This is a genomic window from Paractinoplanes abujensis (assembly GCF_014204895.1).
Taxonomy (GTDB): Bacteria; Actinomycetota; Actinomycetes; order Mycobacteriales; family Micromonosporaceae; genus Actinoplanes; species Actinoplanes abujensis.
The window spans coordinates 1,525,064-1,542,141 of record NZ_JACHMF010000001.1; the positions used below are offsets into that span (position 1 = coordinate 1,525,064).

The following is a 17,078-nucleotide window of genomic DNA, read 5'->3' on the forward strand; positions in this document are numbered from 1 at the left end:
GGGCGGCCTGCGTCGACGCCGGGCTCCTCCGTCAGCAACCTCGCCAGGATGTGACCGACCCCGCCTCGGTCCGCGCTGCGGCGACGAACGTCATGGGCCCGGTCACTGTGATTGAGGCCTTCCTGCCACTGATCCGCAAGAGCTCGGCAACCACACCTTCATCGGTGGCGAGCCGGGAGAGGGTGAGTTCGAGGCTGGAAGGTGTGCAATAAGAGGTTGACCCCGGTCGGAAGATGGGCGATGTGGAGGATCTGCGGCGGCGAGTTCAGGGCTATCTGCTTCAGCATGCGGGGGTTGCCGAGGGCGAGGTGCGGGTGCTCGAAGTCGCGGCGGCGCGGCCCGTGGGGTTGCCCCCGGGCGGGGAGCTGATTCTGGTCGGTGAGACGTCCGGCGTCGCGGTCATTCGCGAGAACCTCGACGTCAACGAGCGTGGCTTCGACCCCGCGGCGCCGGCCGTCACCGAGGGGCAGGCGGAGGGTTTTCGGGCCCAGCTGCGCGGCGCGGCGGCGGTCACCTTGCGGGTCGAGGGGCGCGCGGTCTCGGCCGGCATGATGCTGCCCGTGCACGACGGTGTGACCGAGCTGACCGGCATCGCGACCCTGGCGGCGTACCGGGGAAGGGGTTGTGCCCAGGTGGTGACCGCGGCGCTCGTCGAGGTGGCGGGCGCGCGCGGCGCTGAGGTGGTCTTCGTCCGGTCGGTCCGTGCGGGGTTGTATGCGCGCGTGGGCTTCAGGAGTCTCTGAGGGCCACCTGGTACGAGGCCCGGTCGAAGTCGGCGTAAGCCCCCTCGCGGCCCAGGTCCTGCGCCCACAGGCCGACGAACGCGCCGGTGAAGCCCCACGCGGCGGGTTCGCCGTTGACGGCCCGGGCGGCGTATTCGTCGGAGAGCGTGGTGGCGTCGAGGGCCGGGCCGGCTGACTGCCAGTGGCCGCCGGGCAGGGCGTACGCGAAGGTCAGGGTCGGGCCCTCGAAGTGCACCCGCAGCCGGATCGGGCCGGGGGAGCCGATCGGCGCGCGCACGCCGGGCACGATCGTCACCTGGCCGCTGTCGCAGGCAAGCAGGTCGATCACCGGGGTGCCGTCGTCGTCGGCCGTGACGTGCAGGTAGTACCAGTTGCGGGTGTTGTAGTAGGCCGTGATGCCGGCGAGCTGGCGGTAGTTGCGCGGCTCGAACTCCATCGTCGCCTCGAACGCGCAGTCGGCCGCGACCACCCGGCGCGCGACCAGGCTGGGCTTGTGGCGGCCCATCGGGGAGAAGCCGCCGTAGAGGCGCAGGTGTGACGGGCGTTCGGTCAGCGACACCCAGTCGGGCGTGGCCGGGCGGCGCAGCGTCGACCAGTTGACGCCCAGCGTGGGGCCGTCGAAGGGGTCGTCCTCGCTCTGCTCCGACGACACCGGCCGCACCTCGGGCACGTCGGCCTCGCGCGGCGCGGCCACCGACGTGGCGGGCACACCGCCGGCGATCCGCGGCCAGCCGTCGTCGGTCCAGGTCACCTCCTGCAGGGCCGACTCGCGGCCGAGCACGCACCGGCCCAGCTCGGAGTACGGCCGGCCGACCAGGTGCGCGAGATACCACTGACCGCCGGGCGTCTCGACGAGGCTGCCGTGCCCGGCCTTCTGCAGCTCCAGCGTCGGGTCACCGGCCGAGGTGAGCAGCGGGCCGGCCGGGTCGGCCCGGTAGGGGCCGAGCAGGTGGCTCGAGCGGGCGACGGTCACCTGATGCGCCCAGCTGGTGCCGCCCTCGGCGGTGACCAGGTAGTACCAGCCGTCCTTGCGATACAGGTTGGGCGCCTCGGTCACGGCCGCCGCGGTGCCGTTGAAGATCATGTGCTCGGGGCCGACCAGCTTGCGGGCCTGCCGGTCGTACTGCTGGATCGAGATGCCCGCGAAACGGTTCCGGCCGGGTCGCCAGTCGGCCACCATCGACAGCATCCACGTCGTGCCGTCGTCGTCGTGGAACAGCGAGGCGTCGAAGCCGCGGCCGTGCAGCACCACCGGATCGGACCACGGCCCGGTCGGTGTCGGCCCGGTCACGAGGTAGTTCTGCGGATCCCAGAACCCGCCGGTGAACGTCGCCACGTCGGAGTAGAGCAGGTGGTATTCGCCGTGCGCGTACGACAGGTTGGGCGCCCACACGCCGTTGGAGTCGCCGGTGCCGGTCAGGTCGAGCAGCCGCTTCTCGCCGAGCGCGCCACCCAGCGGCGTCCAGTCGACCAGGTTGGCCGAGTGATGCACCCGTACGCCCGGATACCACTCGAACGTCGAGGTGGCGATGTAGTAGTCGGTGCCCACCCGCAGGATCGACGGGTCGGGGTGGAACCCGGGCAGCACCGGGTTGCTGATCTGCCGCAGCGCCGTTCTGGCGATGGTCATGATTGTTCCCCCCGACACCGGCCCGTAAGTTTCTGGACTGTACCGCAACTTGCGACCGTTCGGAGTGGCGTCGCGATGCCACCCTGGACCCATGGATCACTCAGCAGTAGCCGCCTGGCGGGCCGCGGGTGAGGCCCGGGACGCCGCGGCCGCCGTCGCCGCGTTGAGCGAGGACGTCCGGCTCATCTCGCCGATCACCGAGCAGTTCACGTTCGACGGGCGGGCCCGGGTGCGCACGCTGCTCGAGGTGGCGCTGGAGGTCATCGACGAGGTCGTCTACACCGATCAGGTCGCCGAGGGCCGGACGGTGGCGCTCTTCTACGAGGGCCGCCTCGGTGACACGCGCCTGTTCGAGGCCCAGCGGCTGCGCCTCGGCGACGACGGCCTGATCCGCGAGATCACCCTGTTCGTGCGGCCGCTGCCCGCGCTCACCCGGCTCATGGCGCGCCTCGGCCCCGAGTTGGCCCGCCGCAACGGGCAGCCCGGCCTGGCCCGGCTGATCCCGGTGACCGCGGGCATGCTGCACTCGATGGCCGACGCCGGCGAGAAACGGTTCATGCCGAAGGCCGCGCCCCGGTAATCCTCCAGTCCGCCGCCGATCGTCCGATCTTCACCCCGGTGAAGACGGGAGGTCAGGGTGGAGACTGCGGCGCTCCTGTTGTGGCGTGACACCGCGCTGCGGGTTCTCACGGGCCTCACCGTGCTCGGTTGTGCGCTCTTCTTCGTCCTGGACGGCGACCCCGTGCGCCAGGTTCAGGCGTACTGGGCGTTCCAGGTGCCCCTGGACGCGGCGCTGGCCCTCGGCTCCTGGCGGTTGCGGGCGATCGCACCCGAGCGGTTCCGCCGGTTCTGGTCGATGCTGACGTTCGCCGGCGTGTGCTTCACCGTCGGTGACTCCTTCCAGACGATCCTCAGTATGGTCACGCCCGGCATTCCGTCGATGAACGGCGGCCTCGTGCAGACAGCGTTCTTCACGCTCGGCATGAGCAGCAACGTCATCGCCTGCCTGATCTTCCCGCAGGGCCTGTCGACCCGGCGCGAGAAGTCAATCTTCTGGCTCGACGCGACCACCGTCATCGTCGGTGGCGGCGTCACCGCCTGGTGTTTCGCGGTCAACCCGCTCGGCAGCGCGCACAACGACCGCGTCACCGCCGGTCTGACCGCGGCGCTGGTCATCGTGGCCGCGTTCGCCGCCACCAAGGTCGCGCTGATCAAGGTGCCGCCGATGGCCCGGATCGCCGCCTGGCCCATGGTGGCCGCGGCCAGCATCCAGGGCATCAGCACGTTCCTGCCCGGTGACTTCCAGGAGACCGGCCACCCGTACGTCTTCACGATCCGGCTCGCGCCGTCGCTGCTGATCGCGGCCGGGCCGTGGATCCAGGCGATCGTGGTGCGCAGCGGCCACCGGGCCGGCACCGTCAAGCGCCGTCCCTACAGCCTTCTCCCGTACGGGATGATCGGGCTGACGTTCGTGATCTTCTTCGCGATGCTGCCCGAGCACGCCTCCTCCCAGCTGTGGGGCGCGGCCATCGGCGTGGTGGTGATCAGCTGCCTGGTCGCCGGGCGCCAGCTCGTCGCCTTCCACGACAACATGCACCTCATCGACCGGCTCGACGTGGCGCTGGACGAGGTGCGCGGTCACGAGGCGCAGCTGCGCGTGCAGGCCGCCACCGACGGGCTGACCGGGCTGGCCAACCGCACCCGCTTCGCCTCCCTGCTGGCTGACCGGCTGTCCGAGCCGGACGGGGTGGCGGTGCTGCTGATCGACCTGGACGACTTCAAGACGGTCAACGACACGCTGGGTCACGCCGCGGGCGACGCGCTGCTGGTGAGCGTCTCCGAGCGACTGCGCGAAGCCGTCCGTACGGGCGACGTGGTGGCCCGGCTCGGCGGCGACGAGTTCGCGATCCTGCTGCCCCAAGCCGACGCCGTGGTGGCGGGCCGGGTCGCCGACGACATCCAGCGCCGGCTCTCCGAACCCATGGACGTCGGTCAGCACGTGCTGGTCACCCGGGCCAGCGTCGGCGTGGCCCGCTCGGGCCCCGAGGACGACCCGTCGGTGCTGCTCAGCAACGCCGACATCGCCATGTACGAGGCGAAGCGGCGCGGCAAGAGCATGTGGGTCGAGTACACCGACGCGATGGGCGCGCGGATCAGCGCCGAGGCATTGCTCAGCCGGGAGATGGCCCAGGCCGTCGAGCGTGGCGAGTTCACGCTGCTCTACCAGCCCATCGTGCGCCTCGACGACGGCATGCTGACCGGGGTCGAGTCGCTCATCCGCTGGAACCACCCGACGCGCGGGCTGATCACGCCGGGCGAGTTCATCCCGGTCGCCGAGCGGACCGGCCAGATCGTCGCCATCGGCCGCTGGGCGCTGCGCGAGGCCTGCCGCCAGGCCGCGGAGTGGCGGCGCACCCTGCCCGCCGCCCAGCAGCTGGTCGTCGGCGTCAACGTGGCCGGCCGGCAGCTGCGCGAGCCCGGCTTCGTGGCCGAGGTGGACCAGGTGCTGTCCGAGACCGGCCTGCCCCCGTCGCGCCTGAACATCGAGGTGACCGAGACGGCCGTGTTCGACGACGAGGAGTCGACCGAGGTGCTGTTCGACCTGCGTGGGCACGGCGTGCGCCTGTCGCTCGACGACTTCGGGACCGCCGCCTCGTCGCTGGGCCTGCTGCTGACGACCCCGGTCACCTCGCTCAAGCTGGACCGCTCGTTCGTCGAGTCGATCACGACCGTCGGGCGCCAGGCCGCGGTGGCCAACGCGGTCAGCCAGATGGCCGCCTCGCTCGAACTGGCGTCGGTGGCCGAGGGCATCGAGACCGTCGAGCAGCGGGCCCTGCTGGAGAGCCTCGGCTACCGCTTCGGCCAGGGCTACCTGTTCGCCCGGCCGCTGCCGGCGGGCGAGATCGCCTCGGCCTGGCTGAGCGGCCGCACCGCGGTAAGTCGGTAGCCGGGAGCGGCGCCCGCCTGCTTGACTGCGGTCGTGATCGGCGTTGAGCGGCTCCGGGCGGCCCTGAGGGAGCGGTGGGACCTGACGGATCCGGCGGTCGAGGTGCACGACGGCGGGATGAACTCCGCGACCTGGTTCGTGACCGACGGTGAGCAGCGGTGGGTGGCCAAGGCCGTAGTCCCGGCCGCCCGCGAGTCGTTCCGCGGTGGCCTCGCCGTCGCGACCGCGCTCGAAACGGCGGGAATCCCGGCCGGGGCGCCGCGGCCGACCCGCCTCGGTGACCTGGTCGCTGACGTCGACGGTGTCCCGGTGGGGCTGCTGACCTGGGTTCCCGGCGCCGAACCGGACGACCAGCGGGTCATCGGCGCGACCTTGGGCCGGGTGCACCGGGCGCTGCGTGACGTGTCGGTTCCCGGCGCGGAGCGTTTCCACTGGGTCGACCCGCGGGCCGGGCACCTGGACGTCGAGCCGTGGGTGCGACCGGCCGTGAGTGCCGCCGTCACCGCGTGGGACCGGCTCGATCCCACCACGCTGACGTGGGGCCTGCTGCACACCGACCCGGCTCCGGAGGCGTTCCGCGTGGAGCGCGGGGTGTGCGGGGTGATCGACTGGAGCGTGGCCCTGGCCGGCCCGCTGCTCTACGACCTGGCCTCGGCCGTCATGTACGTCGGAGGGCCGGGTCACGCCGCCGCCCTGGTCGAGTCGTACCTGGACCAAGGAGTCGTGCCCCGGGCCGAGGTGGAGCGGGCGTTGCCGGTGATGTTCCGCTTCCGCATGGCGGTGCAGGCCGACTACTTCGCGCGCCGCCTCGCCACCAACGATCTGACCGGCATCGACAGCGATGCGGAGAACTGGAAGGGTCTGGCCGCCGCCCGCGCCGGACTGTGACGGGTCAGGCCCGCAGCAGCGCGGCCGCGACAGCGCGGCCGTGGTCGGTCCAGGGGGCCGGGCGCATCGTGGCCGGGTCGAGGCGGATGTTGACCCGGCGGCCCTCGGCGTGCACCGTCGCGCCGTCGGCCGAGGTGACCTGGAAGGCGTAGTCGGCGCTGGTCGTGCCCATCCGGTCGAGCCAGAAGCGGATCTCGACCTCGCCGGTGCCGCGGACCGGGCGGTGGAACGTGATCTGATAGTCGCGGACCACGTTGAACGCGTCGGGCGTGGTGGGGCGGCCGCCCGAGAACGACACACCGCGTTCCGTCCACCAGATGACGATCGCCCGCTCCACGAGCACGGCGTAGCGCGAGTTGTGCAGGATGCCCATGGCGTCCAGGTCGTCGAAGTGCACCGGCTGCCGGACGACGGCGCCGTGGCTGTGGACTGCGGTGGTGGTCATGTCGGCTCCTTGAGGATCGCAGGGTCGGTGGCGGCGGCGCGCAGCCGGTCGAGCAGCGCGCGGCGGGCGTGGCGAAAGGTGGCCTCGGGCCCCAGGACGGGCGCCTGCATCACGGCGCAGACCCCCAGCGCCTCGGTCTCGTACGCGAGGTCGCCCGGGTCGGTGTCCGCCCGCAGCTCGCCCGTGGCCACGGCATCGGCGGCCAGACCGGTCAGGAACCCCATCCACTCCCGGAGCTCCGCGGCCAGCCGGTCGTGCACCGCTCCGGGCCGGGCGTTGAACTCGAAGTGCGCGTTGGCGAAGAAGCAGCGGCCGGGCAGGATCGCCGCCCGGTAGAAATCGAGGCGCCGATCGTGCAGGGCCCACAGGCGGCGCACACCGCGCGGCTCCTGAAGGGCGGGGCGGATCACCTCGTCGGTCCACTGGGCGCGGGCGTGCTCGATCACCGCGAGCTGCAACGCCTCCTTGGACCGCCAGTGCGCGAACAGGCCGGACTTGCTCACGCCGAGCGCCTCGGCGACCTGGCTGAGCGACAACCCGTCCAGCCCGGCCTCGGTCGCCAGCCGCAGGGCCCGATCGAGCACGGCGACCCGCGTCCGCTCGCCCCGCATCAGCCTGCCGTCCTGGTTCATGCCCCGACACTACAAAACGACCGACCGTTCGTAAATATAGTTGTCGTGTTGACTGGACCACGTGGATCCTCATCGTGTCGACTCGATCGCCCACACGCATCACCCCGTCGCCGCGCCGGTCGCCGGGGTCAACGTCAACAAGCTCCTGCGCCGGGCCGGCCGCGGACCGGCCGCCCGCATTCTCGACCTGGGCTGCGGACAGGCCGCGTGGGCGATGCAGGCGCTGGCCCACTGCCCCGACGGCCACGCCGACGCCGTCGACACCAACCCGTACGCGCTGGAACGGGCCGAAGCGGCCGCGGGGATGCGGGAACTGGCCGACCGCCTGACCCTGCACGAACGCGACGCCCGCACGTACGTCCCCGACGGCGACTACGACCTCGTGCTGTGCGTGGGCTCCACAACCGTCCTCGGCGGCTTCGCGCAGACCCTCGACGTCGCGGGCCGGCACGCGAACGCGCACGGCATCCTGATCGTCGGCGAACGGTTCTGGGAAGCCCCGCCGACCACGGAGGCGCTGGCCGCCCTCGACGTCAAGCCCACGGACCTGACCGACCTGCCGGGCCTGATCGACGCGGCGGGCGCGGCGGGCTGGCATCCGGTCTACGCCCACGTCAGCGACCCGGCCGAGTGGGACGACTACGAGTGGTCATGGACCGGCTCCGTCTCGGAGTGGGCCCTAGACAACCCCGGGCATCCCGACGCCGCCGAGCTTCAGCACCTCGCGCGCACGCGGCGCGCTCACTGGCTCCGCGGGTATCGCGGCCTCCTCGGCTTCGCGACCCTGGTGCTCCGCCACGAAGCCGCCTGACCCACTTCTCTCGGGGCGGCGGCTCCGCGTACGGGGAAGGTCAGTCGAGCGCGGGCATCGTGGCCTTGCCCTTGTCGGCGATCACGAACGGGGTGTCGATGTCCGGGGTGCCCTCGCCGATCTGGACCGCGGCCACGCCCGTGCCGGTGCCCGCGATCTCGCCGGTCTCGTCGCGGATGATGAACGTGTCGCGGCCGGTGTAGATGGTGTACGTGGGCTTGCCGTTGGACTCGCCGACCTTGCGGAAGCGGAACGCCTGATCGGTCCGGGCGGCGTCGCACGACGTGGTGGTGACCGCGGCGGGCTTGCCGCCGGAGCCGAGCTTGGCCGACAGGCAGAAGGGCTCCGAGCCGTTGCGCAGCTTGGCCGTCTGGATCCAGTACCTGTCGCCGCCCGGCGTGAGGGGCTTGATGACGAACAGGTCGTTGGGGCCGAACTTCTCGGAGAGCCCGATCTTGCCCTGCTGCACCACGCCCAGGGTCGACTCGCTGTTCTTGGGGAGCAGCAGGACCTGACGGGTGCCGCTGAAGACGCCGCCCGAGCCGGAGCCGGAACCGGAGCCGCCGCTGCCCTTGGTGGGCGGCTTGGTCGCGGTGCGGGTGGCGGCCGGCTCACCCTCGGGCGAGGCGGACGGGGCGGGCGAGGAACCGGAATCGGCCGACGCGCTGGGTGCGGCGGTGGCGGGGGAGGAGGCGCCGGGCGCGGCCGCGTTCGTGTCGTCGCCGTTGGCGCAGGCCGAGGTCAGCAGCAGCCCGGACAGGACGGCGGCGGCGGGCACGAGCCGGGAAACGTTACGCACGAGAATCTCCTCAGGTGGGGGGTGCCTTGCTGAGGAGAAGCTTTCCCGACCCAGCGGCTCGCGAGCCGGGGCCGGCGGGTTCGTGGCATCAACGGGGGAGATCGTCGCCGGGCGCGGCAGCGGGCCTCACCCGGCGACGAACCGCAGGTCAGGGCTTGCGGCCGACCGCGCCGTAGGCCTCGATGGGCTCGATGCCGTCGCCGTCGGGACGCCACTCGCTGATCTGGGTGAGGCCGGGCTCGACCAGGTCGAGGCCCTCGAAGACGGTGGCCAGCTCGTCGGGGCTGCGCAGGATGTACGGCACGCCGCCGGCCTGGGCCAGTCGCTCCGCGCCCTCGACGACCGCCGGGGACGTGTCGGTGCCGTCCCAGAAGACCAGATAGCTGCCGGAGGGGACGCGAGCCATGACGGTGTCGACGATCGAGCGGATCACGGCCAGGTCGGGCTCGTAGCCCATCACGCCCATGAACATGACCGCGATCGGCTGGCTGAAGTCGAGCGCCTCCTCCGCCCCGACCAGGATCTTCTCGGGGTCGTGGTAGTCGGCGTGGACGTAGGTCGTCGTGCCCTCGGCCGTCGTGCCGACCAGCAGCGCCCGCGCGTAAGCCAGCACCATCGGGTCGTTGTCGACGTAGACGATCTTGGCGTCCGGGGCGATGCTCTGAGCCACCTCGTGCGTGTTCTGCATCGTCGGCAGGCCCGTGCCGATGTCGAGGAACTGACGCACGCCCAGCTCGGCGGTCAGCGCGCGGACGACCCGGATCAGGAACTTGCGCGACTGGCGCGCCATCACCACGATCTCGGGATAGACCTGGGCCACGGCGTCGCCGGCGGCACGGTCGGCGGCGAAGTTGTCCTTGCCACCCATCCAGTAGTTCCACATGCGCGCCGCGTGGGGCACGTCGGGCTGCAACTCGGCGGGGGCCTCGTGGTCCGTCATGGGGAAGTTTCTATCGGCCCGCCATCCGTTGCGCAAGCGCCCATTGTGGATCTTCAGGAAGCGTCCAGGTCGGCGATGACGCTCTTCAATATGTCGGGGGTGCGGGCGGGTGGCGCGGCCTCGATGATGAGCCGCCCGAAGGCCGCCGCGTAGTCGTCCACATCCTCGCGTTTGTCGAGGTAGAGCGCGCTGGTGAGATGCTCGATGTAGACGACGTCGTCCAGCTCCTCGTGCGGGAAGCGCAGAATGCTGAACGCGCCCCCGGCCGCCGCGTGCCCGCCGGAGTCGAACGGGATCACCTGGAGCCGGATGTTCGGATTCTCGCAGGCCTCCAGCAGCGCCACGATCTGTTCGCGCAGCACCTCGGTGCCGCCGATGAGCCGCCGCAGCACTGCCTCGTCGAGCACCGCCCAGAACGTCGGCGCGTCGGGCCGCTCCAGGGTCTCCTTGCGGGTCATGCGCAGCTTGGCCAGCCGCTCGACCTCGGTCTCGCCCGGGTTGGTGTGGGCCAGCCGGATGACGGCGCTGGCGTACGCCTCGGTCTGCAGCAGGCCCGGCACGAACTGGATCTCGTACGTGCGGATCAACTCGGCGGCCTGCTCGAGGTCGAGGTAGCTGTGGAACCAGTTCTCCAGCACGTCGCCGTACGTGTGCCACCAGCTGGGCGAGTTGGCCGCCTTGGTCAGCTCGAGCAGGCGCTCGTGCTCCTCGGGGCTCTCGACGCCGTAGAGCAGCAGCAGGTCGGTCACGTCGCGCGCCTTGAAGCCGACGCGGCCCAGCTCCATCCGGCTGATCTTGGATTCGGAGGCACGGATGCGATAGCCGGCGGCCTCACGGCTCACCCCGGCGGCGAGGCGCAATTCGCGCAGGCGGGCGCCCAGCTGGAGCCGACGCACGGTCGACCCGCCGATGTCCCCACGCCCGGTCACGATGATCTGCTTATCAAAGAGCTGGCCAGTCCGCTACGACTTGCGGCCGGCGGCGCAGCACGGGGCATTACCGGAGCCGCCGCGACGGCCAGGGCCGACGGGCACGACTCCGCTTCGACGTGCCCGGCCCCCACGATGCCCGGCAAGATCGTCCTCTGTCACGCGAACATCCTCACCTCGGTGGACCCCAGCGTCCAGTGTGGATCCTCTACGTTCGACGAACGCGATCATAGCGAGCGCCGGAGACGGACAGTACCGCACCCGGCGTCGCTTCGCGCCTACTCTCCGGCTGATTCTTCCGGCTCAACGGCCGCTGGTGAGCTGCGCCTATTCGTGTGGGAGCAGGTGGCGCCAGGTCGCGGCTACATGATGCATCGGTGACACTCGATAGGCACGCGACCCGATTTCCAGTTTTTCCCGTACGGCCTGAGCCCGCGCGCCCCGCAGCCGGAGCTCACGATCGGCCGGCACGGGGATCCCGGACGGCCACGGACGCGCGCCGACCGGCTCGACATCGAGGCGGGCCGCGGCCAGCAGGACGGCGTTGGGTCGCCACGGTTCACCACCGAGCACCGTGCGGCGCAGCTCCTGCACGTGGGCGGCCAGCTCGCGGACAGCCGGGTCGCGGCCGGTCAGTTCGGCGGCCAGGACTGTGCCGTCGTCGTCGCGCACACGCAAGCGATCCGGCCGCGTGACAAAGCCCGGGCCGGGCGGCGGCAGGGCCGGGAAGCGGCGGCTACGCAGGACGGCCACGGCGTGAGCGCGCAAGGACTCGGCCGCACGGTGGTGCAGCGGCAGGCTCGCGGTGGCGTCGGCGTAAGCGGTGCCGTCCTCGTAGACGGCCAGGGGCGGCGGGGGCAGGACGAGCCCGCCGGGGAAGAAGAAGCCGGTCGGCCGGGCCCACTCGAAGATCGGCCACCGGGCGGCGGCCTGTGCGGTGGCCTCGGAGCCTGCAGCACCTGCGGCCGCGCCGGAGAGGTCGGCCCCTGCGGCGGAGCCGGCCCGTGCGGCGGCGGCCGAGCCGGTAACTGCTGCGGCGGCGGCCGAGCCGGTTACTGCGGCGACGGCGGCCGCCCCGCCGGTGGCCAGAAACGCCCTACGGTCCATGGGATGCCACGTTAACCGGACAAAACCGGCCACCGTGGCCTTCTGGTGAAAACTTCGCCCGCTCCATGCAGCAGAATGGCTCCCGTGCGAGAAGTGGTGGACGGCGTCTTCGAGTTGAGCCTCGGTTTTGTCAACATGCACCTGGTCGTGACCGACGACGGGGTGGTGCTGGTCGACACCGGCCTGCCGCGCAATGCCAAACGGATCGACCGCGCGCTGCACGGCCTGCGCAAACAGATCGGGGACGTGACCGCCGTCCTGCTCACCCACCACCACTTCGACCACGTCGGCAACGTCGCCGACGTGCGCCGCCGCTCCGGCGCACGGGTGTTCGCGCACGCCGCCGACGCCCCCGTCATCACCGGCGGGATCACCGGCCCCGAACCCCAAGGCCTGGCCAAACTGGCCACCCGGCTGATCGGGCGGGCCGAGCCGACCAAACTCGACCAGCTCCTCACGGGCGAGGAGTCGGAGCCGCTCCCCGGTTTCACGGCCCTGCACACACCCGGCCACACCCGAGGCCACGTGTCCTACGTGCTCGACCGCTCCGGCGGCATCCTCTTCGCGGGCGACACGGCCTCCGGCACCCGCGACGGCCAGGTCACGCTGGGCCCGACCCAGGTCTCCGCCGACCCCGCCGAACAGGGCCGCAGCCTGGCCAAACTGGCCACGTACGAGTTCGACCACGCCGTCTTCGGCCACGGCAAGGCCGTCACGGGCGGCGCCGTGGAACGTTTCCGGGAGTACGCCGGTCGCCAGGCCTGAAAGCCAAGTTTCCCCCGTCTTCGTGGGCCGTTCCCGAGCGTCGCCGTCCTTGTCAGCCGTTTCCGAGTGTCGCCGTCCTTGTCGGCCGTTTCCGAGTGTCGCCGTCCTTGTCGGCCGTTTCCTAGCGTCGCCGTCTTTGTGGGCCGTTCCCTGAAGCGCGGGCGGCTGTCAGGCCTGGGCCGGGACGGGCGGGTCGGGCGTCAGCACGTGGCGCCGGCGGGACGGGAGCAGGGTTGTCGGGTGGGTCATGCTCCAGGCCGCGCCCCGGCAGATCAACTCCTTCACGCGCGCGGCCGGGGCGCCGACGATCGCTGACGGCTTGGGCCGGTCGTCCGGGGTCACCCACTGCACGATGCCGTCGTGGCGGCCCAGGCTGATGCATTGCGCGTTGTAGCGGATCCGGTTGGACGGGACGTCCCGGCCGGTCAGGCGGGCGGCGATGACATCGGCCGCGTGGTAGGCCGACGGGATGCCCGAGGCGCACGACATGCGCAACGGGGAACCGCTCGCGCCGTGGGCGTAGGCGGCGTCGCCGATCGCGTAGACGTCGGGGTGCGAGACCGACCGCATGGTGTCGTCGACGACGATCTGCCCGGTCGGCGTGACCTCCAGCCCGGTTGCGGCGGCGAGCGGGTGCACGGTGAAGCCCGCGGCCCAGACCGTCACGTCGGCCGGGATCGTGCGGCCGCCGGAGGTGACTGCGCGGTCCGCCTCGACGGCCGCGATCTCGGTCTGCTCCTCCAAGGCGACGCCGAGCCGGTTGAAGGTCGCGCGGAGGTGCCGCTGGGCCTTCTCGCTCAGCCAGCCGCCCAGGGTGCCGCGTACGGCCAGCGTGACCCCGAGATCGGGCCGCGCCTCGGCGATCTCGGCGGCGGCCTCGATGCTGGTCAAGCCGCCACCGACCAGCAGCACGGTGCCGCCCGCGGCAAGGCTGCGCAGCCGGCTGCGCAGCCGCCGCGCCGACCCGGCACCGCCCACGTCGTAAGCATGCTCGGCGACGCCCGCGACGCCCGCGACGCCCGCGACGCCCGCGACGCCCGCGCCCGCGACGCTCGCGCCCGCGACGCCGGGCAGAGCGGGGGCGCTGAGGGCGCCGCTCGTGGACGTTGTGCTGCCGAGTGCGTAGACCAGCGTGTCGTAGGGGAGTACGCCGCTGTCGAGGTCGACGGTGCGGGCTTCGATGTCGATGGCGGTGACCCGGCCGATCCGCACCCGTACGCCGGTGCCGGCGAAGACTGCGGTCAAGGGGCGGGGTTTCAGGTCCTGGCCTGCCGCGACCTGGTGCAGGCGGATCCGCTCGACGAATTCGGCGTCGGCGTTGACCAGGGTGATCTCGGTGTCGGCGGGGTGCAGCCGCCGGGCCAGGCGGCCGGCCGCGTTGGCGCCGGCGTATCCGGCGCCGAGGACGACGATCTGGTGCTTCATGGTTTCGCTCACTTCCTGTCCGGCTCGTGTGCTTCCTGAACCGGACAGCGAAGGAAAACCTGACAGCCTGGTGCGTGACCTGGATCACCAAGGGACGGTGAGCGGCTCCCCGTGTTCGGTGGCCGCCCATTCCTGGCGTGCGCGGTTCAGCTTGGCCGGATTGACCATGGCGTGCACGGCCGCGATGCCGTCGGTGGTCACGTCGAGCGTGATGACGCCGGCCAGCCGCTCGCCCACCGTCACGACCAGCGCGGGCGCGCCGTTGGCGACCGCGGCGAACAGTTGCGGCCGGCCGCCGATCTGTTCCCACCGGGCCTCGCCGGATGTGAACAGCCCGCGCAGGAAACGGGCCACCCGCACCTTCCCGGTGACCGGCTCCGGCAGCGAGAACACGACGCCGCCACCGTCGCCGAAGCTGATCGCGTCGTCGCTCAGCAAGCGCACCAGATCGTCGGTGCGGCCGCTGAGTGTCGCGGCCAGGAACTCCTCGACGACCTTGCGGGCCGCGGGCGCGTCGACCGGGGCCCGGCGCCGGTCGGGGGCCGCCAGGTGCTGCTTGGCCCGCCGATAGATCTGCTGGCAGTTGGTCTCGGAGAGGTCGAGCAGGCCGGCGATCTCGGCGTGCGAGTAGCCGAACGCCTCGCGCAGCACGAACACGACCCGTTCGTTGGCCGCGAGCCGTTCCATCAGCGTGAGCATCGCGATCGTGACCGATTCCCGCTGCTCGGCGGTTTCGGACGGGCCGAGCATGTCGTCCCCGGCCAGCACCGGCTCGGGCAGCCATTGACCCACGTAGGTCTCGCGGCGGGCCCGGGCCGAGCCGAGCCGGTTGAGGCAGAGGTTGGTCGGCACCTTGGTCAGCCAGGCCGCGGGCGTCTCGATCATTTCCCGGTCGGCCGCCTGCCAGCGCAGGAACGTCTCCTGCACCATGTCTTCGGCGTCGTTGGCCGAGCCCAGCAGGCGGTAGGCGATGGCTTCGAGACGGCCCCGGGCGGCCTCGAACACCTCGAGTTCGCGCGCGTCGACCGGCATGCCGGGCATTCAACCAGGGGAGCTCGCGCCGGCCTAGACGAGGTGCTGGATGCCCAGGGTGAACGCGGGGCGGCGGCCGTCGCGCAGGGTCAGCAGTTCGCGGATCTCGGGCCGGGGCATCTCGGCGGCGCCGCCGGTGGAGATCGGGCGGGTGTGGCGCGGCTCGCTGCGGCCTCCACTGCCGCCGCGGCCGGGATAGACGTAGAGGCCGTGCGCCGTGTCGGGCACCGCGTCGAGCGCCGCCGTGACCACGGGCAGGGCCCGGTAGGCCGACCAGGCCTCGTCGGTGTGGAAGGCGATCTCGAAGAGCACGCCCCACTGATGGACCGTCCACTCCCAGCGATACGCACCGTTGGTGACGGCCGCCTCGACCAGGTTGTTGCCGAGCGACTCGCGCCAAGCGCGCGCAGTGCCGTGGGGCCCGTCCAGCACCTCGATCGACCACCAGCGCAACTCCATGGGTCGACTGTAGAACCGCGGGACAGCCCGCAGGTGCGGATGCCGAAATCTGGCACATCCGACCGGAAGTGATCAGCAAAGAAGCCGGAAGCGATCAGCAAAAGAACTCCGAAGCGATCAGAATGAGTCCCGGCGGCGACCGGGAGCGGTCGGCAATGAATAGTGGAAGAGATCAGCAATAAAGTCAGATCAATAGTCCCCGAATCGGTGAAGCCGATTTCTTCCGGGCTCGGCCGAACGGATGGTTGCCCGGCGTCTGTCGCGTTCCTAGGTTGAGTTTGCTGATAACGCATCGGCGATTTCGATCTAGCGCATCTGTCGAGGGGGACAGGATGACATTCATGCATGCGCTGAGAACGGCCGCGGCCGTGGGGACGGGCGCGTTCATGGTGGTCGCGAGTGCTCCGGCGTACGCCGGTGGCGGCCACTCCGGCCAGGTGCCGATCAGGACGATCACGACGCAGCTCGACGGGCCGCTGGGCCTCGACGTGCTCTCGCCGCACGTCGCGCTGGTCGCGGAGTCGGAGAGCGGCGAAGTCACGGCGGTCAATCTCCGTACGGGTGCCCGCACCGCACTGATCGCGAAAGTGCCGGGTGTGGCGGGCGTCGCCGCGTACGGCGGAAAGATTTTTGCCGTGCTCGGCGGGCCCAACCCGGACGGGCCGCCGGCGCCGCCCTCGAAATACCCGCCGGCCTCGGTGCTGGTGGCGGATCGGAATGGTAAGAACGTTCGCGTTCTGGCCAATCTGCTGAAATACGAGTTGAAGCGCAATCCGGACGGTCAGCGGCAGTTCGACAAGAACGGAAAGCCGTACGACGCGCTGTCCAATCCGTTCAGCCTGACCGCCACCCGGTGGGGTCTGCTGGTGGCCGACGGCGGGGGCAACGACGTGCTGCGGGTCGATCCGTGGACCGGCAGGGTGTCGACGTTCTTCGTGCCGCCGAACCCGCGGACCAAGGAGTGCCTGGCCCCGGGCGCGCAGGCCAATCCGGGCACGAAGGGGTGCGACTCGGTGCCGACGGGGGTCGCGGTGCACGGGCGGCACGTGTACGTGTCGACGCTCGGCGCCGAGAAGCCGGGCGCGTCGGTGATCTACAAGCTCGACGGGCGTACGGGCAAGGTTCTTCGCAAGTACGGCGGGTTCACCTCGCTCACCGGTGTCGCGGTCGGCCCGCGGGGCACGCTCTTCGCCTCCGAGGTGCTGTTCGGGGCGCCCGCCGGCCCGCCGCCCGCCGGTTTCGACCCGTCCCAGGTGGGCCGGCTGACCCGCATCGACGGTCATCGGGTCACGCACGCCGCGGTCGCGACACCGACCGGGATCGAGTTCGCCGGGGGCAGGCTCTACTCCACGTCGGGCAGCATCGCCGGGATCTTCGGCGTCAAGCACGGCGGGCGGCTGGTCGAGGTGCGTCAGTCGGCGTTCCGCTAGGGACGACGCGCGCCGCCGGGGTGAGCCACTGGTCACCCCGGCGGCCCGTGCACGTCCGCGCAGTTCAGGCCTTTTGTACGATCGGATGCCTCGTCT

Annotated in this window: 17 protein-coding genes; 7 read left to right on the top strand and 10 right to left on the bottom strand. The window is 71.5% G+C overall.

Annotated elements, in window-relative coordinates:
* The first annotated feature begins 242 nt into the window (after positions 1-242).
* Positions 243-743, top strand: a complete 501-nt coding sequence (locus tag BKA14_RS06360) for a GNAT family N-acetyltransferase (RefSeq protein ID WP_184949984.1) — start codon at positions 243-245, stop codon at positions 741-743.
* Here BKA14_RS06360 and BKA14_RS06365 read toward each other — a convergent pair.
* Positions 730-2,373, bottom strand: a complete 1,644-nt coding sequence (locus tag BKA14_RS06365; protein ID WP_184949985.1) for a glycoside hydrolase family 43 protein — start codon at positions 2,371-2,373, stop codon at positions 730-732. The genes BKA14_RS06360 and BKA14_RS06365 overlap by 14 nt on opposite strands.
* Positions 2,374-2,464: 91 nt before the next feature.
* Here BKA14_RS06365 and BKA14_RS06370 point away from each other — a divergent pair, with 91 nt between their 5' ends.
* From BKA14_RS06370 to BKA14_RS06380, 3 genes are read left to right on the top strand one after another with little or no spacing between them, the layout of a single operon-like run.
* Positions 2,465-2,953 (top strand): nuclear transport factor 2 family protein, encoded by a 489-nt coding sequence (locus tag BKA14_RS06370; protein ID WP_184949986.1) that lies wholly within the window; start codon positions 2,465-2,467, stop codon positions 2,951-2,953.
* Between the two features lie 57 nt (positions 2,954-3,010).
* Positions 3,011-5,320: a putative bifunctional diguanylate cyclase/phosphodiesterase gene (locus BKA14_RS44930; RefSeq protein ID WP_184949987.1), complete on the top strand. Its 2,310-nt coding sequence runs from the start codon at positions 3,011-3,013 to the stop codon at positions 5,318-5,320.
* A gap of 33 nt (positions 5,321-5,353) precedes the next feature.
* Positions 5,354-6,208 (top strand): phosphotransferase enzyme family protein, encoded by an 855-nt coding sequence (locus BKA14_RS06380; RefSeq protein ID WP_184949988.1) that lies wholly within the window; start codon positions 5,354-5,356, stop codon positions 6,206-6,208.
* Positions 6,209-6,212: 4 nt separating this feature from the next.
* Here the strand turns inward: BKA14_RS06380 and BKA14_RS06385 are convergent, their stop codons facing one another.
* On the bottom strand, positions 6,213-6,653 hold the full coding sequence (locus BKA14_RS06385) for an acyl-CoA thioesterase (RefSeq protein WP_184949989.1): 441 nt from the start codon (positions 6,651-6,653) through the stop codon (positions 6,213-6,215).
* Entirely contained in the window at positions 6,650-7,285 is a 636-nt protein-coding gene (locus BKA14_RS06390; protein WP_184949990.1) for a TetR/AcrR family transcriptional regulator, read from the bottom strand. Before BKA14_RS06390 ends, BKA14_RS06385 begins: the two co-directional genes overlap by 4 nt.
* A 61-nt stretch (positions 7,286-7,346) precedes the next feature.
* Between BKA14_RS06390 and BKA14_RS06395 the strand changes: the two genes are divergently transcribed.
* Entirely contained in the window at positions 7,347-8,096 is a 750-nt protein-coding gene (locus BKA14_RS06395) for an SAM-dependent methyltransferase (RefSeq protein ID WP_184949991.1), read from the top strand.
* Positions 8,097-8,136: 40 nt separating this feature from the next.
* Here BKA14_RS06395 and BKA14_RS06400 read toward each other — a convergent pair whose 3' ends face one another.
* The 4 genes from BKA14_RS06400 to BKA14_RS06415 form a co-directional block, all read right to left on the bottom strand.
* Complete coding sequence (locus BKA14_RS06400) at positions 8,137-8,895, bottom strand: hypothetical protein (RefSeq protein WP_184949992.1); 759 nt, start codon at positions 8,893-8,895, stop codon at positions 8,137-8,139.
* A gap of 148 nt (positions 8,896-9,043) precedes the next feature.
* Entirely contained in the window at positions 9,044-9,835 is a 792-nt protein-coding gene (locus BKA14_RS06405) for an SAM-dependent methyltransferase (RefSeq protein WP_184949993.1), read from the bottom strand.
* A gap of 53 nt (positions 9,836-9,888) precedes the next feature.
* Positions 9,889-10,764, bottom strand: coding sequence for a Sco1979 family transcriptional regulator (locus BKA14_RS06410; protein ID WP_239092445.1), 876 nt, complete (start codon positions 10,762-10,764; stop codon positions 9,889-9,891).
* 327 nt (positions 10,765-11,091) lie between these two features.
* The gene (locus tag BKA14_RS06415) at positions 11,092-11,871 is read right to left on the bottom strand and encodes a hypothetical protein (protein ID WP_184949994.1); all 780 of its coding nucleotides are present in this window, start codon (positions 11,869-11,871) and stop codon (positions 11,092-11,094) included.
* 84 nt (positions 11,872-11,955) lie between these two features.
* Between BKA14_RS06415 and BKA14_RS06420 the strand changes: the two genes are divergently transcribed.
* On the top strand, positions 11,956-12,636 hold the full coding sequence (locus BKA14_RS06420) for an MBL fold metallo-hydrolase (RefSeq protein WP_239092444.1): 681 nt from the start codon (positions 11,956-11,958) through the stop codon (positions 12,634-12,636).
* A gap of 168 nt (positions 12,637-12,804) precedes the next feature.
* Here BKA14_RS06420 and BKA14_RS06425 read toward each other — a convergent pair whose 3' ends face one another.
* The 3 genes from BKA14_RS06425 to BKA14_RS06435 all read right to left on the bottom strand — a co-directional run bounded on the left by BKA14_RS06425 (position 12,805) and on the right by BKA14_RS06435 (position 15,552).
* Complete coding sequence (locus BKA14_RS06425; RefSeq protein ID WP_184949996.1) at positions 12,805-14,061, bottom strand: NAD(P)/FAD-dependent oxidoreductase; 1,257 nt, start codon at positions 14,059-14,061, stop codon at positions 12,805-12,807.
* An 84-nt stretch (positions 14,062-14,145) separates the two neighbouring features.
* Positions 14,146-15,093, bottom strand: coding sequence for an RNA polymerase sigma factor SigJ (gene sigJ, locus BKA14_RS06430; protein ID WP_184949997.1), 948 nt, complete (start codon positions 15,091-15,093; stop codon positions 14,146-14,148).
* A gap of 33 nt (positions 15,094-15,126) precedes the next feature.
* The gene (locus BKA14_RS06435; protein ID WP_184949998.1) at positions 15,127-15,552 is read right to left on the bottom strand and encodes a hypothetical protein; all 426 of its coding nucleotides are present in this window, start codon (positions 15,550-15,552) and stop codon (positions 15,127-15,129) included.
* Positions 15,553-15,893: 341 nt separating this feature from the next.
* Between BKA14_RS06435 and BKA14_RS06440 the strand changes: the two genes are divergently transcribed.
* Positions 15,894-16,982, top strand: a complete 1,089-nt coding sequence (locus BKA14_RS06440; protein ID WP_184949999.1) for a ScyD/ScyE family protein — start codon at positions 15,894-15,896, stop codon at positions 16,980-16,982.
* The last annotated feature ends 96 nt before the right edge of the window (positions 16,983-17,078 follow it).

What these genes read in the sequence shown, in the direction of transcription:
- BKA14_RS06425 (WP_184949996.1), bottom strand. Translation starts at nt 14,061, where the DNA reads ATGAAGCACCAGATCGTCGTCCTCGGCGCCGGATACGCCGGCGCCAAC.
- BKA14_RS06390 (WP_184949990.1), bottom strand. Translation starts at nt 7,285, where the DNA reads ATGAACCAGGACGGCAGGCTGATGCGGGGCGAGCGGACGCGGGTCGCC.
- BKA14_RS06415 (WP_184949994.1), bottom strand. Translation starts at nt 11,871, where the DNA reads ATGGACCGTAGGGCGTTTCTGGCCACCGGCGGGGCGGCCGCCGTCGCC.
- sigJ (WP_184949997.1), bottom strand. Translation starts at nt 15,093, where the DNA reads ATGCCGGTCGACGCGCGCGAACTCGAGGTGTTCGAGGCCGCCCGGGGC.
- BKA14_RS06385 (WP_184949989.1), bottom strand. Translation starts at nt 6,653, where the DNA reads ATGACCACCACCGCAGTCCACAGCCACGGCGCCGTCGTCCGGCAGCCG.
- BKA14_RS06435 (WP_184949998.1), bottom strand. Translation starts at nt 15,552, where the DNA reads ATGGAGTTGCGCTGGTGGTCGATCGAGGTGCTGGACGGGCCCCACGGC.
- BKA14_RS06370 (WP_184949986.1), top strand. Translation starts at nt 2,465, where the DNA reads ATGGATCACTCAGCAGTAGCCGCCTGGCGGGCCGCGGGTGAGGCCCGG.
- BKA14_RS06440 (WP_184949999.1), top strand. Translation starts at nt 15,894, where the DNA reads ATGCATGCGCTGAGAACGGCCGCGGCCGTGGGGACGGGCGCGTTCATG.
- BKA14_RS06365 (WP_184949985.1), bottom strand. Translation starts at nt 2,373, where the DNA reads ATGACCATCGCCAGAACGGCGCTGCGGCAGATCAGCAACCCGGTGCTG.
- BKA14_RS06405 (WP_184949993.1), bottom strand. Translation starts at nt 9,835, where the DNA reads ATGACGGACCACGAGGCCCCCGCCGAGTTGCAGCCCGACGTGCCCCAC.